Annotated in this window: 11 protein-coding genes and 1 tRNA gene; 9 read left to right on the top strand and 3 right to left on the bottom strand. The window is 64.3% G+C overall.

The features are described 5' to 3' along the window. Positions 1-61 precede the first annotated feature (61 nt). Both B4400_RS07045 and B4400_RS07040 read left to right on the top strand, forming a co-directional pair. Positions 62-2062, top strand: coding sequence for an ABC transporter ATP-binding protein (locus B4400_RS07045; protein ID WP_078309382.1), 2001 nt, complete (start codon positions 62-64; stop codon positions 2060-2062). Further along, the gene (locus tag B4400_RS07040) at positions 2059-2865 is read left to right on the top strand and encodes a CbiQ family ECF transporter T component (protein ID WP_078309069.1); all 807 of its coding nucleotides are present in this window, start codon (positions 2059-2061) and stop codon (positions 2863-2865) included. The genes B4400_RS07045 and B4400_RS07040 overlap by 4 nt, the downstream gene beginning before the upstream one ends. Before the next feature lie 2 nt (positions 2866-2867). Here B4400_RS07040 and B4400_RS07035 read toward each other — a convergent pair whose 3' ends face one another. From B4400_RS07035 to B4400_RS07025, 3 genes are read right to left on the bottom strand one after another with little or no spacing between them, the layout of a single operon-like run. After that, a complete protein-coding gene (locus B4400_RS07035) occupies positions 2868-4130 on the bottom strand; it encodes an extracellular solute-binding protein (RefSeq protein WP_078309068.1) in 1263 nt (420 codons plus the stop codon). Beyond that, positions 4130-4945 carry a carbohydrate ABC transporter permease gene (locus B4400_RS07030; RefSeq protein ID WP_078309067.1) on the bottom strand — a complete coding sequence of 272 codons (816 nt, stop codon included), beginning with the start codon at positions 4943-4945 and terminating at the stop codon, positions 4130-4132. The genes B4400_RS07035 and B4400_RS07030 overlap by 1 nt, the downstream gene beginning before the upstream one ends. Further along, positions 4932-5798 (bottom strand): carbohydrate ABC transporter permease, encoded by an 867-nt coding sequence (locus B4400_RS07025; RefSeq protein WP_078309066.1) that lies wholly within the window; start codon positions 5796-5798, stop codon positions 4932-4934. Before B4400_RS07025 ends, B4400_RS07030 begins: the two co-directional genes overlap by 14 nt. Positions 5799-5839: 41 nt before the next feature. Here B4400_RS07025 and B4400_RS07020 point away from each other — a divergent pair, with 41 nt between their 5' ends. The 7 genes from B4400_RS07020 to B4400_RS06990 all read left to right on the top strand — a co-directional run bounded on the left by B4400_RS07020 (position 5840) and on the right by B4400_RS06990 (position 16169). Further along, a complete protein-coding gene (locus B4400_RS07020; protein ID WP_078309065.1) occupies positions 5840-7354 on the top strand; it encodes a TldD/PmbA family protein in 1515 nt (504 codons plus the stop codon). Continuing rightward, entirely contained in the window at positions 7351-8727 is a 1377-nt protein-coding gene (locus B4400_RS07015) for a metallopeptidase TldD-related protein (protein ID WP_078309064.1), read from the top strand. The genes B4400_RS07020 and B4400_RS07015 overlap by 4 nt, the downstream gene beginning before the upstream one ends. Before the next feature lie 96 nt (positions 8728-8823). Continuing rightward, positions 8824-9486, top strand: coding sequence for a response regulator transcription factor (locus B4400_RS07010; RefSeq protein WP_078309063.1), 663 nt, complete (start codon positions 8824-8826; stop codon positions 9484-9486). Continuing rightward, positions 9483-10499: a HAMP domain-containing sensor histidine kinase gene (locus tag B4400_RS07005; RefSeq protein WP_078309062.1), complete on the top strand. Its 1017-nt coding sequence runs from the start codon at positions 9483-9485 to the stop codon at positions 10497-10499. Before B4400_RS07010 ends, B4400_RS07005 begins: the two co-directional genes overlap by 4 nt. Next, the gene (locus tag B4400_RS07000; RefSeq protein WP_078309061.1) at positions 10496-12046 is read left to right on the top strand and encodes a DUF4153 domain-containing protein; all 1551 of its coding nucleotides are present in this window, start codon (positions 10496-10498) and stop codon (positions 12044-12046) included. Before B4400_RS07005 ends, B4400_RS07000 begins: the two co-directional genes overlap by 4 nt. A 50-nt stretch (positions 12047-12096) precedes the next feature. Continuing rightward, positions 12097-12170: transfer RNA gene (locus tag B4400_RS06995), tRNA-Ile, on the top strand. 486 nt (positions 12171-12656) lie between these two features. After that, a complete protein-coding gene (locus B4400_RS06990; RefSeq protein ID WP_502688386.1) occupies positions 12657-16169 on the top strand; it encodes an anti-phage protein Upx-like protein in 3513 nt (1170 codons plus the stop codon). Positions 16170-16215: the final 46 nt, after the last annotated feature.

Raw genomic sequence — 16215 nt, 5'->3', positions numbered from 1 at the left:
ATGTCCTGAGAGTGGGCAAACCTGCTGGCAGAATTGTGAAGTGAATTTCACCAGGGTGCCCCTGAAACCCGATGAACTGGCTCAGGCGGCCGTCATGGCCGCGCTCACCGCCGCCATGGTCATCGTGGGGGTCGCCCTGCCGATTTTGGGCGCCGTGCAACTACTCGGTGCCGTACCCATGGGTCTGCTGGGATATCGCTACCGCGTCCGGGTGCTACTGGCCGCCGCCGTGGCCGGCGGTGTCATCGCGTTCCTGCTTGCCGGGCTCGGCGGTCTGATCGCCATGGGCAATTGCGTCTACATCGGTGGCCTCACCGGCGTAGTGCGCCGACGCGGACACGGCATGCCCCTGCTGACGGTGCTCGGAGTCATCTGTAGCGCGATCATTGCGGCGCTGGCGGTCGGTGCGCTGGCCCTGCTAGACCGCATGCGCAACCTGCTCTTCGATGCGCTGCGCGCCTCGCTGGAGGGCCTGTTCAAGATGATCGCTCACCTCCCGCATCTGGAAGCGGTCGGTGTGAACGCGACGAGCGCCATCGACTTCGCGATGCGCAACTGGGTGTGGTTCATCGGTGGCATCGTCTTCGTCTTCGTGCTGTTTAACGCGCTGTTCGGCTGGTGGGTGCTCTCTCGCGTGATCCAGCGCTTGGCGGTGATTCCCGATGTGCACCAGCTCGATCCGCCGACGCCGGCAGGTGCGGTGGGTCCGGTGCCCGCGCGCCTGCGGGAGGTGCGATTCCGGTATCCGCGCGGTGAAGCCGATGCGCTGGCGCCGCTGTCGATGAGCATCGAGGTCGGCGAGCATGTCGCGATCACCGGTCCCAACGGCTCGGGTAAGAGCACCCTGATGCGCATCCTGGCCGGGCGTGAACCCACGTCGGGGGAGATCGAGCGGCCAGGTTCGGTGGGGCTCGGCGCCATCGGCGGCACCGCAATTGTCATGCAGCACCCGGAAAGTCAGGTGCTGGGTACCAAGGTCGCCGACGATGTGGTGTGGGGTCTGCCCGCCGATCACGACGTCGACATCGAGGGTCTGCTGCGCGAGGTCGGTCTGGAGGGGATGGGCGAGCAGAGCACCTCCTCGCTCTCCGGCGGCGAGCTGCAACGTCTGGCGGTGGCCTCGGCCCTGGCGCGCGACCCCGCGCTATTGGTGGCCGACGAGATCACCAGCATGGTCGACCCGAAGGGGCGCGAGGACCTGCTGGGCGTGCTGTCACGGCTCACCGCGCAGCACCGGATGTCGGTGGTGCACATCACCCATTTCCAGTCCGAGGCCGCCGCCGCGGACCGTGAGATCGCCTTGCGCGCGGTCAACGGCAAGGTGGCGCGCACGGCGATACAGACAGTGCCGGTGCCCACCACGACGGCCGCGCTGCCCAATGTCGAGGCGCCCGTTGTTCTCGAGTTCGATTCCGTCGCCCATCAGTACGCCAGCGGAACTCCCTGGGCGAAAACGGCATTGCATGACGTGTCGCTGGCGGTGCACGAGGGCGATGGTGTGCTGATCCATGGCGGCAACGGATCGGGCAAGTCGACGCTGGCCTGGATCGCGGCGGGGCTCACCAAACCAACCTCGGGGCAGTGCCTACTGGACGGCAAGCCGGTGTCGGAGCAGGTGGGGTCGGTGGCCATCAGTTTCCAGGCGGCCCGCTTGCAGCTGCTGCGCAGCCGGGTCGACTATGAAATAGCTTCGGCGGCCGGGTTTTCCGCCCGTGAGACTGATCGGGTGGTGCACGCCCTCGCCAGTGTCGGTCTGGATGCGGACCTGCTTAAGCGTCCGATTGATCAGCTCAGCGGAGGCCAGATGCGCCGCGTGGTGCTTGCCGGGCTGCTGGCGCGCTCACCGCGTGCCCTGATTCTCGATGAGCCGCTGGCGGGTCTGGATGCCGAGTCGCAGGCCGGTCTGCTGCGGCTGCTGGTTGAGGTGCGCGAGCGGGAAAGGCTCACCATCGTCGTGATCTCGCATGACTTCGATGGCATGCAGGAACTGTGTCCGCGGACCGTGCATCTGCAATCCGGGGTGCTGCTGGCCGAATCGGTGGGGTCGGGGAATCGCTCATGACGACGACACGTGCACCACGCCGCCCGGTGGTATTGCTGCGCCCTGTCCCCGGTACGTCGCCGATCCACGAGCTGTGGGCGGGAACCAAACTTGTTGCGGTCTTCCTTATTTCGGTGCTGCTGACACTGTTTCCCACCTGGACGGCGATCGGCGCGGTGGCGGCGCTGGTGGTCCTTACCGCGTGGTTGGCCCATATCCCGCGCGGTGCGGTGCCCACCATCCCGATCTGGATGGTGGCCCTGGTGATCGGTGGCAGCCTCACGGTGTTCTTCAGCGGCGGGCCGCCCTTCTGGCATATCGGCGGGATGACTATAGGGTTCCACGGGGTGCTGGCGGTGGCGCGCACCACTGCGGTGGCGGTTGTGCTGCTCGGTACGGGAGCCATGGTGTCGTGGACGACGAATGTCTCCGAGATCGCCCCGGCTGTGGCCATGCTGGGGCGGCCGTTGAAGGTCTTCGGGATTCCGGTCGACGAGCGCGCCGCGACCCTGGCGCTCGCGCTGCGCTCCTTCCCCATGCTGTCTGACGAGTTCCGGGTGCTCATCGCGGCGCGCAGGCTGCGTCCGCCGCAGGTGCGCGAGGGCAGACGCGGGTTGCGATGGGTGGCCGAGGTGGTCGACATGCTGACCGCGGCGATCACCGTCGCCCTGCGGCGTGCCTCCGAGATGGGGGATGCCATCACCTCGCGTGGCGGCACCGGGCAGATCGCGGCGCATCCGACGCGGCCGGGCCTGCGTGACGCGATCGCGCTGCTGATCATCCTTGCGATCGGGACGGCGGTCGTGTTGTTCGAGGTGCTGTAGCGCTACTTCTCTATCGCCCTGTTCGCCGCCTGCTGCGCCTGTTGTAACGCGGTCTGCACATCGAGGCGTCCTAGGAACATCTCGGCGAAATACGGCTTCAGCGAGGCGAATCCGGCTCCGAAGCCTTGCCCGCCCGGTGCCGCGATCTGTGCACCGTTCAGCACCTGGAAGAACGGGGCGACGTCGACGCCACGGGCAGTCCAATGCTGGAAGTACGGCTCACGCGCACCCAGCACGGCGGGGATCGCCGAGCCGCTGCGGCCCAGGAAGACGTTGCCGTCGGTGCTACCCATCCAGGCCAGCACCCGCTGGGTGGCCTCGGGGTGGGGCGAGAACGAATTGGCGGCGGCCACAATGCCGTTGGTGACGCTGACCCGCCCCTCGGGCCCGGCCGGCATCATCGCCACACCCCACGGGAAGGTGGCGTTCGCCTGGATCGGGGCCAGGTTGTAGGTGCCCGATTGGAACAGCGCCATCCGCCCCTGCAGGAACTGGTTGCGCGAGAAGTCGTTGTTGGCGTTGGTGTCGGCGGCCGACGGCGCCACCTTGTCGACGTTGATGAGGTCGACCAGGTACTGGAAGGCCATCTCGGCCCGAGTGTTGGCGAACGCGAATTTGTCGCCGGCCTGGAAGACGGCCCCCGCCGATCCGAGGTAGTTCAGGTAGATGCCCTGCAAGTCGTTGGCGGCGTTGTAGGCCCAATGCCCGGGCCCGGTGAGCCGGTGCAGCATCGGGCGCAGGGTATCCACAGCAGGGTCGGGGTCCCACCGCAGCTCCGCCAGCTCGGCCGGGTCCACCTGCGCCTGGTCGAGAAGATTCTTGTTGTAGTACAGCGCAATCCCGGCGTCGCTAAGCTGCGGAACACCCCACAGCTTGCCGCCGCGGGTGAACTGGGCGACGACCGAGGGATCCCAATCCTCTTGCGGATCAATGGGGATGAGGTTCGCCGTATCGGCGTAATCGGACAGGTAAGCGTTGCTGAGCCAGAAGATGTCGTCGGCGCCGTGCCCGGCCACATCGGTGCGCAGGCTGTTGAAGTAGCTCGCATACGACGTCACTGTGACGGCGACCTGGATCTCGGGATCGCGCCGGGTGAACTCGTCGAACGAGCTGCGGTAGGCCTCGGCCACCCGCGCATCCCACACCCGGACGGTGACGACCGTTTTTCCCTGCGGTGTCTTCGGAATCCCGAGCCATCCCGCGATGCCGAACAGCAGCAGGGCGACCAGCCCAAGGGTCAGGGCGGCGCGCGTGGAGGATTTCACTACTTGAGTCCGCTCAACGTGATGGACCGGACGATGTACTTCTGGAACGCCACGAACAGGATCACCAACGGCACGATCGCCACGGTGGTCGCCGCCATCACGATGGGCCACTGCGCGTTGAACTGTGACTGCAGCCCGGCGGTCGCTACGGTGAGCACCCGCCAGTTGCTTCCGCTGGTGATCACCAACGGCCACATGAAGTTGTTCCACTGCGATACCACGGTGATGAGGGTCAGCGTGATCAGGATGGGACGGCTCACCGGCACCACCACATGCCACAGAATGTCGAGCGTGTTGGCGCCATCCAGGCGGGCCGCGCGGATCAGGTCATTGGGAATGGTGCGGAAATGCTCACGCAGCAGGAAGATCGCGTAGGGCGATCCGAACATGAACGGGAGGACCAACGCCCAGAAGGTGTTCCGAAGCCCCACCTGCGTCAGCATCAGATACATCGGCACCACGGTCACCGTCGCCGGAATCATCAGCGTGGCCAGATACACCCAGAACAGTCCGTCGCGCCCCGGGAACTGCAGTCGCGCAAAGGCATACGCGGCCAGCACCGAGAACGTCAGCTGGCCGATCACGATGATGGCCGTCATCAACACCGTCACCAGCGCGGCGCGCCCGAACCCTGCGTCGGCCAAACCGGTGTAGTTGGCGATCGTGAACGGGTTGGGCGGCGCCAGCGGAGAATCGGTCGCGAATTGTCGCGTCGACTTCAGCGACGCCGACAGCGCCAACAGGAACGGGCCCAGCGTCAGGGCAGCGCCGAGCGTCAGCAGCAGATAGACCGCGCCGTTTCTACACCAGGTCATAACTCACCCGCGTCCGGAAGTAGCGGTGCTGAATCACCGTGACGGCGACCAAGATCAGAAACAGGATCAGTGACATGGCGGCCGAACGCCCGACATGGGCGGACTCGAATGCCTCGGCATAGACGCGGTGCGCGGCCAGGTCGGTGCGGTTCTGCGGGCCACCGCTGGTGAGTGCGTACACGGTGTCGAAGGTCTGCACCGCGCTCACCACCCCGGTGACCAGGACGAAGAAGAAGGTGGGCCGCAGCATCGGCAGGGTGATGCGGCGGAACCGCTGCCAGGCCGTCGCACCGTCCACCCGGGCCGCGTTGTGCACATCGCCGGGGATGGCCAGCAGACCCGCCATGAAGAACAGCGCCACGTAGCCGACGTTCGTCCACACACTGACCGCCGCCACCACCGGCAGCGCCAACGTGGGGTCGGTCAGCCACTCGATGCGCTGCCCGAGCAGAGCGCCAATGGCACCGTCGGTGGGCGCCAGCATCCAATGCCACAGCACGCCGATGGCCAGGGGCGCGCAGATCCACGGGATGACGTAGATGGTCCGGAACAGCACGGTGCCGGGCAGGCCGCGTACCAGCAGCGTTGCCGCCAACAGTCCAAGCGCCGTCTGTACCGGGATCACCAGTGCCACAAAAAGCAGCGTCACCAGCAGGGAGTGGCCAAAGGCGCCGTCGGTGAGCACCGAGCGCCAGTTGTCCAGGCCGATGAATTCGATGGGGCCCAGCAGATCCCAGCGGCACAGGCTCAGCCACACCACCACCAGGATCGGCAAAAGCAAAAACGCGGTGACGCCGAACAGGCTCGGGGCCAACAGCCCATATGCGAGCGCTGTCTGCCGGGAGCGTGTCACGGGGACATTAAACCGTGGACGCCACCGGTAGCGTTGAGCGCGTGACTCGGTCCGTAGATCCCGATTTCCTGGCGCTGCCGCGCGCCGCACTCGCCGACGCCGCCCTGAACGCGGCGCGCGCCGCCGGTGCCAGCTATGCCGACCTGCGCATCCACCGGCTGATCAACGAAGAGCTGGTGCTGCGCGACGAGCAGGTCGAGACGGCGGTGTCCGGACGCACCATCGGTCTGGCGGTGCGGGTGATCGTCGACGGCACCTGGGGGTTCGCCTCACATGTGCAGCTCGACACCACCGCCGCCGCCGACACCGCGCGCCGGGCCGTGGCCGTGGCCCGCGGGCTGCGCAGCCTGAACCGCGAGCGCGTCGAACTGGCGGCCGAGCCCGTCTATGCCGACGTTCAATGGGTGTCCGAGTACGAGATCGATCCGTTCGGGGTGCCGCAGGCCGACAAGATCGCGGTGCTGCAGGAGTATTCGGCCCGGCTATTGGCTTCCGACGGGGTGGACCATGCCTCGGCGACCCTGACGGCGGTCAAGGAGCAGACCTTCTACGCCGACACCTTCGGCTCGTCCATCACCCAGCAGCGCGTCCGGGTCATGTCGCAGCTGGACGCCATCGCCGTCGACGCCGCCACCGGGTCCTTCGAGACCATGCGCACCCTGGCCCCGCCGATGGGCCGGGGCTGGGAGGCCATCGGCAGCGACGGAGTGTGGGACTGGAGCGCCGAGCTGCGCGAGATCCCGGAGCTGCTCACCGAGAAGGTGAAGGCGCCCAGCGTGGTCGCCGGCCCCACCGACCTGGTGATCGACCCGACCAACCTGTGGCTGACCATCCACGAATCCATCGGCCACGCCACCGAATACGACAGGGCCATCGGCTACGAGGCCGCCTATGCGGGCACCTCGTTCGCGACCCCCGACAAGCTCGGCACCATGAAGTACGGCTCACCCGTCATGAACGTCACCGCCGACCGCAACGAGGTGCACGGCCTGGCCTCGGTCGGCTACGACGACGAGGGCGTGGCTTCGCAGCGCTGGGATCTGGTGCGCGACGGCATCTTTGTCGGCTACCAGCTGGACCGGGTGTTCGCACCCCGGCTGGGCCAGGAGCGTTCCAACGGCTGCTCGTACGCCGACTCGCCGCACCATGTGCCGATCCAGCGGATGGCCAATGTGTCGCTGCAGGCGTCTCCGCAGGAGCGCAGCACCGACGATCTGATTTCCGGCGTGGAGGACGGCATCTACATCGTGGGCGACAAGTCGTGGTCAATTGATATGCAGCGCTACAACTTCCAGTTCACCGGCCAGCGGTTCTACCGCATCCGCGGCGGCAAGCTGGACGGCCAGCTGCGCGACGTCGCCTACCAGGCCACCACCACCGACTTCTGGGGGTCGATGGAAGCCGTTGGCGGCCAATCCACCTGGCGGCTGGGCGGAGCGTTCAACTGCGGTAAGGCTCAGCCCGGGCAGGTGGCGGCGGTAAGCCACGGCTGCCCGTCGGCGCTGTTCCGTGGCGTCAACGTTCTGAACACCAAGCAGGAAGGTGGTGCCGCGTGATCCCCGCACAGCAGGTCGCCGAGGATGTCCTGGCCGAGGCCGCGCGGCGCGGCGGCGCCGATGACACCATCGTCTTGATCCAGGACAGTAGCGAGGCATCGCTGCGCTGGGCGGGCAGTTCCATGACCACCAACGGCGAGTCGGTCAAGCGCGGCATCGCGGTGGTATCGATTCTGCGGCAAGGAGATCAGACCCGGGTCGGCTCGGTGCTCACCGAGGACGCCGATCCGGCCGCGCTCGCCGATCTGGTGGCGGCCAGTCAGGCCGAGGCCGCGTCGGCGCCACCGTCGCGGGATGCCATGCCGCTGCTGGGCCCCGGTGACGGGGCGGGGGAGAGTTGGGATGCGCAGATCTCACCGACCGGTGCCGACGTGTTCGGGTCGCTGGCCGCCGATCTGTCGACGGGTTTTGACGGCCCCGACACCCTGTACGGCTACGCGCGCCACGAACGCCAGACCACGTTCCTGGCCTCGTCGACCGGGCTGCGCCGCAGGTTCACCCAGCCGACGGGCCAGGTGGAGATCAACGCCAAACGCGGTGTGGGCAGTGCCTGGGCCGGGGTGTGCACCCCCGAATTCGTGGATGTGCCCACCGAATCGCTGCTGCGCCAACTCAGTGAACGCCTCACGGCGGCACAGAATCAGATCGAGCTCAAGGCCGGTCGCTACGAGACGCTGCTGCCGCCGTCGGCCACCGGCGACCTCATGCAGTACCTGGTGTGGACGATGGGCGGGCGCGGTGCGCATGAGGGCCGCAACGCCTTCGCCGGGCCCGGCGGCACCCGCATTGGGGAGCGCCTTACCGAGCTGCCGGTCACGGTGTACTCGGACCCGTCGTACCCGGGGCTGGAGAGCAGCCCGTTTGTGGCGACCCCCATTTCGCGGGAATCGCTGTCGGTCTTCGACAACGGCGTGGGCATCGAGCGGGTCGACTGGGTGCGCGACGGTGTGATCAACGCGCTGAGCTACTCACGTGCCGACGCGGCCGAATTCGGTGCCGCCCCCACGGTGGGCGCCGACAACCTCATCATGACCGGCGAAGGCGGGGCGACGCTGGAGGAGATGATCGCCGCCACCGAGAACGGTCTGCTGCTGACCACGCTGTGGTACATCCGCGACGTGGACCCGACGACGTTGCTGCTGACCGGGCTGACCCGTGACGGCGTGTACCTGGTGCGCGACGGCCAGATCACCGGCGCCGTCAACAACTTCCGGTTCAACGAGAGCCCGATCGATCTGCTGCGGCGGGTATCGCAGGTGGGCGCCACCGAGTACACGCTGCCGCGCGAGTGGAGCGATTACGCGACGCGCCAAGCCATGCCGGCGCTGCGGATCCCGGACTTCCACATGTCCTCGGTCAGCGCCGCGCAGTAGGTCGCTCCCGGCACCTCCACAGAACCTTCACAAAAGGCTCCAGCGATCACCACAACCGTCAAATAGGCTGTTCATGTGCAAGGCCAGCGAAGAATCTTGGTTGTCGATGACGAGCCAACGATCTGTGCGTCCATCTCCGCGCGGCTGCGCGCCGAGGGGTATGCCGTAGACACCGAGGACAACGGCCTCGACGCGGTGCGGCATTGCCGCGAAAACCCGCCGGACCTGATGGTGCTGGACGTCATGCTGCCCGGCCTCGACGGCCTGGAGGTCTGCCGCCAGGTGCAGGCGCTCGCCCCGATCCCGGTGCTGATGCTCACCGCGCGTGGCACCGAGACTGACATGCTGGTGGGCCTGGGGGTGGGTGCCGACGACTACCTGCCCAAGCCGTTCAGCATGCGGGTGCTGGTGGCCCGGGTCGCGGCGCTGCTGCGCCGCACCGATCGAGTGGCGGCGCCGAGCACCGATGTGCGCATCGGGCAGGTGCGCATTGACATCTCCGAGCGCCGCGTCTATCACCGTGACGACGAGGTGCACCTGACCCGTACCGAGTTCGATCTGCTGGCCTATCTGGCCGATAACCCGCGGGTGGCGATCAGCCGGGAGCGCCTGCTCGACCAGGTGTGGGGCTGGAGCGAGGGGCTGCCGTCGGGCCAGCGCACCGTCGACAGTCACATCAAGGCGTTGCGCCGCAAGCTCGGCCAAGAGCTGATCCGCACCGTGCACGGCATCGGATACGCGTTGGAGGTACCACGATGAGCCCACTGCTGGAACTGCTGCCGCGACCGCTGGATCCGTTGCGCTCCTTCAAGTTCAAGACCGCGGTGCTGGTGGGGGTGGCGCTGCTGATCGCCACCTGCCTGCTGTGGATCACCGCCGAATGGAAGCTGCGGTACGCGCTCACGCTGGCATTGTTCGTGTCCTTCGGGGTGACGTGGTTCCTGGCGCACGGCATGACTTCACCACTGCGGGATATGACGGCGGCGGCACGCTCGATGGCGCAGGGCGACTACTCGCGCCGGATTCGTTCGACCTCCCGCGATGAAGTGGGCCAGCTGGCAACAGCTTTCAATCATATGGCCGCCGAGCTGCAGTCCGCCGAGAAGTACCGGCGCGAGTTGGTGGGCAATGTCTCGCACGAGCTGCGCACACCGATCACGGCGCTGCAGGCGGTGTTGGAGAACATTGTCGACGGGGTGGCCGAGCCGGATCCGGCGACACTGAAAACCGCACTGGCGCAGACCGAACGGCTGGGCCGGCTCGTGGACGACCTACTTGACCTGTCCAAACTCGAGAACGGATCGGTTCCGGTGCAAAGCGAACCGTTCGCGGTGCGTGAGTTCGTCGACGGCGCGGTGGCCGAAGCCAAGACCACCGGACGTCAGGTGCGTTATCACGTGACGGTCGAGCCGTTCGACTTGCAAGCGGTCGCCGACACCGCCCGGCTGCATCAGGTGGTGGCCAACCTGCTGGACAACGCATCCCGGCACAGCCCGCCCGGGGGACAGGTGTCGGTGTTCGCGCGCACCGAGAACGAGGCGCTGCTGCTGGAGGTCGCCGACACCGGGCCCGGTATCGCACCGCACGAAAGATCACGAGTGTTCGAACGATTCACCCACGGGGGATCACGTGATGGTGGCACAGGTTTAGGGCTGGCCATCGCGCAATGGGCCGTCGATCTGCATGGCGGCCGTATCGAAATCGTGGACGCGCCCGGCTGTCGGGTGCGAGTCACATTGCCGCAGTTTGAATCCGAGGAGGGGAACTCATGACCACAGGTTCGGTAATGCCGCCGCCGTATCCGATTCCGGGGGCGCCGGCCGAGGCTTCAGTGCCGCCCGTTCCGCGCCCGCCGGTGCCGATCTTCGGGCCGCCCACACGGTTCCTGACGGCCTGGCCGCGCGACATCCGCTCGAAGATGACCCAGGGGGCGCTGCTCGGCGGGGTAGGGGCCGGGCTGGTGGCGGCGCTGTGCTGGCGGTCCTCGCTCCCGGGCTTAGGTTGGACGTTGACGGCGTTCGCGGTGGCCCTTGCCGCCTTCGCGACGCAGAAAGTGCAGTGGACTCCCACCCGTATCGGTGCGCTGGTGCTCGCGCTGTGCCTGGCGGTGGTGCCGACTGTGCGGGATGCGGAATGGCTTGTTGCGCTGTGTGTTCTGACCTCGGGGGCGCTGTTCGTCTATGCCCTGGCTCCGGCCCGGACGTGGACCGGGTTGGTGTACGGGCAGTTCGTCATGCTGAGGACGCCATTCCGGGTGGCGGGCTGGATGCGGCGCGGCACCCGCACGATGTCGCGTGGCCGCAAGATCAACCCGGACCGTGCGGCCATCGTCGTGCTGGTGACTATCGGCCTGGTGGCGGCGTTCGGGGCGCTGCTGGCCGATGCCGATGCGCGGTTCAAGGCGTTGATCAATGGGGTCCTGCCGTTCGTGTCCTTCGGCGATGTGATCGGCCGCGCTATCGTCGGCGCGCTGGTCGGCGGCTTCGCATTGGGTGCCATCTACGTGCTGTCCACGCCGCCGAGCTTTGACCGGTTGGCACCGACGGAGCCCAAGAAGCTGCCGCGCTGGGAGTGGAGCTTGCCGCTGGCTGCGCTGAATCTGCTGTTCATCGCGTTTGTGGGCGTGCAGATCTCGGTGCTGTTCGGGGGAGATGAGCATGTGCAGGTCACTGAGGGGTTGACCTACGCAGAGTATGCGCGGCAGGGCTTCTGGCAGCTGCTGTTCGTCACCATCCTGGTGATGGGGGTGATCGCTGTGGCAATCCGGGTGGCGGGGCGTGATGATGCCCGCGACCGGTTGTTCCTGCGGGTGCTGATCGGCGGGCTGTGCGTGACCACGTTGGTGATCGTGGCTTCGGCCATTCGCCGGATGTCGTTGTACGAGAAGGCCTACGGGTTCAGTGTGGAGCGGCTGCTGGTGCGCTGGATCGAGCTGGGCATGGCTGTGGTGTTGGTGCTCATCCTGGTGGCGGGCATTCGGATGAGTGCGCGGTGGCTGCCCACTGCGGTGGTGGCGGTCGGTTCGTTTGGGATGCTGGGTTTGGCGATCTTCAACCCGGAGAGCTATATCGCGCAGCGCAACGTCGAGTTCTTCCAGCAGACCGGCAAGATCGATCAGTGGTACATGGGGACACTGTCTTCGGACGCGTTCGCAGCGACGAAGTCGCTGCCCGAGGACGTACGGGACTGTGTGCAGGGCAAGGTTGCGTATCACTTGCGAGAGACGGCGCCCTGGTACGAGTACAACATAAGCCGGGCGAGGCTTCGGGACGCCGAAGTGAAGGCAGCGTCGTGCAACCTGGACTACGACCACAGGTGACCGGGCTTCCAGGGATGCGGCAGCCGATCGGATAGAGTTCAGGGCTGCTAGGGGCGGTAGCTCAGTTGGTTAGAGCCGTGGACTCATAATCCATTGGTCGCGGGTTCGAGCCCCGCCCGCCCTACAAAAACGATGTATTAACTCGGCTGATGCTTGACTTTTCTGTGTCGGGTGTGGCCTTACGGTGTTTCGGCTGATGCTTTACGCCTGGTTCAGTTGATCTTTGACACTCCCTAGATGAGGGAGGGTCTGCCCCTACTTTCGTGGCTTTCGTAAGCAAGTTCTTGAAGTCATTGTTTGTTCACCGCTTATGGCGGGTCGTACGCAGCGCCGCTAAACTCCGCGGACCCGGGTACTGCTGGTCGGCGGAAAGACCAAGCTCCAGTCCACTGCGCGACACTTCCCGCACTCCTCCTGGCATTCGCCCAGCATCCGAGCTGCCTCCGCAGGGTAATCCGAATAAACGTTCGAAAGATGTCACCTCTGTCGCATAGCCTGGGCAACAGCTGCGACGAGTTGCTGCTGTACGAGAGGGGTGTGGCCACCGGTGGGTAAGGGAGCGCGAAGCCGACGAGAGCGGGCTGTGAAGCGAGGCGGCCGGATTGAACTGATGGCGCGGATAGTTGGCCTGCAGCTAGTCCCGGGCAACGTCCACCATCTCGAATCGCTTACCAGACTTAGCGCTTTCGCCGCGACACTGAACGGTGATGTGAGGGTTGATGCAGGAACGTTCGCCAAGTTCGTGCGACGGTTCGAGCAGGAAACAGGTGAAGCTCTCGCGGACGACGGTAGATTCGAATCATTTGTCACCACAGAGGTGTCGTTCTTCTCAAGAAGCTATCTAACACTGCAGGGCTATGACCCCACTAGCGGAACCGATGTTGGCCATCTGCTGCTGGCGGTCTTCGGGGCGCATGACTACGACTTTCCGGTCGAATACCTGCGGAATATACGAGTACTTACACATGTGCTATTGGCGCCAGCCGACTATCTGGCAAGGCGGTTAGGCTACCGTCGGCAGCAGTTGGCGCCCTCTGAGGCTGCGGAGCTGATAGTCCCCGACGACAAGCACTGGGTCAGCTTGTCCGATGCACTGCAATTCAACTTCACTTCCACATTCGCGGATATGCCAAGTAGCGCAATCGCATACGTCCAGGATGAGTTGTTCACACCACTAGATGAACTACAACCGATGGGCAAGGACGAAGTCGCAAACCTGTTGCTTCGCAAACCATTTGTATTGGCATCCACTGGTGCGGTTGTTATTGCCGCTCCACGAGACCTCACTACAACCCTCCGCCACAAGATAATCGCCGAAGCATCAAAGTATGGCTGCTCGGGTTCGCTGCAAGCTGCGGTTAAGGGAATTGCTACGACATTGACCCGCCGACTCACCCGCCCGCTTTTCGATCCGCCAGGACCCGATGTGGACGAGCCCGATAATCAGACTGTGCGACTCCGAGGTGTGGTCGACACCGACAAGCGACTAGTGGTGAACATACGAGTGCCACAACTCGAAACCAGCAACGACGTCTTTCCTGGGGCGATTAGCGCATTCACACGTCAGCCTGATGAACAGACCGCTGGGGCACGCACACTGATGCTGGACGTGATCTGGCCCATGGGGCGCGATCTCATGCTGATGTCAGGGGATGAAGAACGCCACCTCATCGGATCCTTTGACGAGTTTGAGCTAGTCCTTTTCTCACCGGGAACCGACCAACTCACGCTGTGGTATTTCGCAGAGGCTTGGGATCGACTCGGTGAGTCGACACGAGTCCTGCATCCGGGTATCAGTGCTGTTTATGGGCTATACAAGGGCCGCGATGAATCGTTCTACATCGACGACAACTCTCCGCCGCCAGACATGTTGGTCGCCGAATCGGACTATTCAGAGGAGCTTCGCCGGAGCTTTGCAACACGAATCGGCAGAGCGCAGGTACACATCGCCAACCGGATCTACGACTCGTACCTAAAGCACGGGCCGGCCACCACAGTTCGCGAGGTCCTGGCCCCGCCCCGTCATATCTTCTCCGCCGAACTGGATAAGGTTGATATCTGGGCCGAGTTAATCGCCGAATCTGAGCATGACGCTTACCGGGTCCACAGTTTCCCTGAAGCGGTGTGCTACTGGACAGAGGCCTTGAACGAATACGATCCAACGGTATTCGAACCGTACGATCACGACATCCATATACTGATTAAGTACATCGGTGAGGCCGCGAATACCGACCAACCGTGGATGTACGAGAGCGATCCAGTCGATAACAAAGACTTCGTGTTCGGCCTTCGTGCGCCTGAGCGTCCGCCAAAAGATGCTCCGCCCAACCATCTGGATCGCGAGATGTTGACTGTGCTCGCCCGTGTCCTTCTCGCCGATCGGCTTTCCGGAGACGCGCTAACCAGAGAGGTCGAGAGCATCGTCGAAGCGCTGGCACCGCCAGGGGAAAGACGGATGGTGCATGTCGTCCAATCCAACGTCGACCTCATCGCGTGGCCGGGCGAGCTACCGTCGGCCCGACGAGTGCAGCCCTCTGTCCTGGCACGGCTACTCGATGAACTCGGCCGCGACTTGCGTCAGAGTCGTGGTCGAGCTTACGGAGAAATTCCAGCGGCGGATCGCGTAGCCGTATTGAGTAAGGAAGTAGTTCCGTTCTTTGGGGGTCGCCTCGAGTCCTGTCTCACGGGCTTCAACGGGATGGATTTGCTCCGATCCCTGATACTGCAGAACGAAGCACTGATCCACGAGGAGTACGTCGAACGCACCCGATATGCCTCCCGACTGGCTTGTTTCGGACACGGACCCGACGAGGCCGAACGACTCGCGAAGCACATGACGGCGACGAATACGGCATCGGTGTCCTCTCGATTTCTGATCGAGTACACGTCCGCCCTTCGTCCGCAAGGTGCGAACGACTTCACGGATGAACGCTACGACTCGATCCTGGCGCTTGCATCAGAGATGGTGAACAAGGGGTTCATTTCCGATGCATTGCACGGGGGCCTCTCACAGGCCGAATTGTCGATCCTTCGGTCCGGGCGGCTCGGTATCTCGCGCGAAACCGACCGCTACACGCAAGGACTGCAGAGCATGTTGAGTGCGACTGCTCACGCAACCATCGACGAAGCCATTACTGCGGCCACTCAGAGGGATGAAGGCGACGCTGGTCAGAAGGATGCGTTCGCTGCTGCTGAGCTGCTTGCCATCCGCGAGTTCGGCTTTACCTTTACCCAACTCTCTTTATTCACAAGCGAGCTCGTGAATCTGTCGCACGAAGAGAGCCAAGATGACGTAGGAATTCTGCCCGTTCCTCGAATCCGGGACCGCATGGTCGAGAAGTTCAACTGGGAACTCGACTTTGTCGACTCTATGCTGAATCAGTTGTGCCTCCGCCAAGTTGACGACTTCTGGGGTCTGCGGACGGAAGTACTGCCTTGGCGATTCAATCGATCGCGCTCGTATCTGAGGAAGCCTCTGATTTCCTGGAACATAGACGAAACTGAGACCGTGATCTTCGGTCATCGCAACACAATCCGCACCTCATTCGAGCTACACGGTCAGTATCTATCTGGTCGATTGCAGGCAAGAACGAAGGAGATGAAGGAAGCACTGAGCCGCTCACGCGAAGAAAAAGGCGAATCCTTCGAACGCCGAATTGAGTTGACACTGGCCGAGGTGTGTGCACCTATCCTGCGCCGAGCGCACAAGTTCGGCGATCTCGACCTCTACGATGTTGACGGGATCGATCTCGGTGATATCGACGTTCTCGCACTGGACCGATCGACACAATCGCTGTACATGATCGAAGCGAAGTCCTTGATCGTCGCGCGTACGCCCCGTGAGCTGCAAAACGAGGTATCGAACATCCACCTGGGTGAACACAGCGCAGTTGAAAGACTGCGCGGACGATACCAGTGGGTCCTCCAGAACTACCGGACGGTGCTCGACTCGTTGGGTCTCGCGGACGTGGAAACCACGGTGATCCCACTGATTGTTATCGATGCCGATCTCGTATCGGCCAGATTCGAGTCTCCGTTCGACATTGTCACGCTGGATGGTTTGGTGGCGTACATGAAGGACGATCCGAAGAGACGAGATGGTCGACGCCTACTTCGCAGGTGACGTGGTGGTGCCGAACACGGCGGCAGCTTTCGGGGCATCGATCACC

This window comes from Mycobacterium sp. D16Q13 (assembly GCF_002013375.1).
In the GTDB taxonomy this organism is placed as follows: domain Bacteria; phylum Actinomycetota; class Actinomycetes; order Mycobacteriales; family Mycobacteriaceae; genus Mycobacterium.
This window is presented reverse-complemented; position numbering and strand designations above follow the sequence as displayed.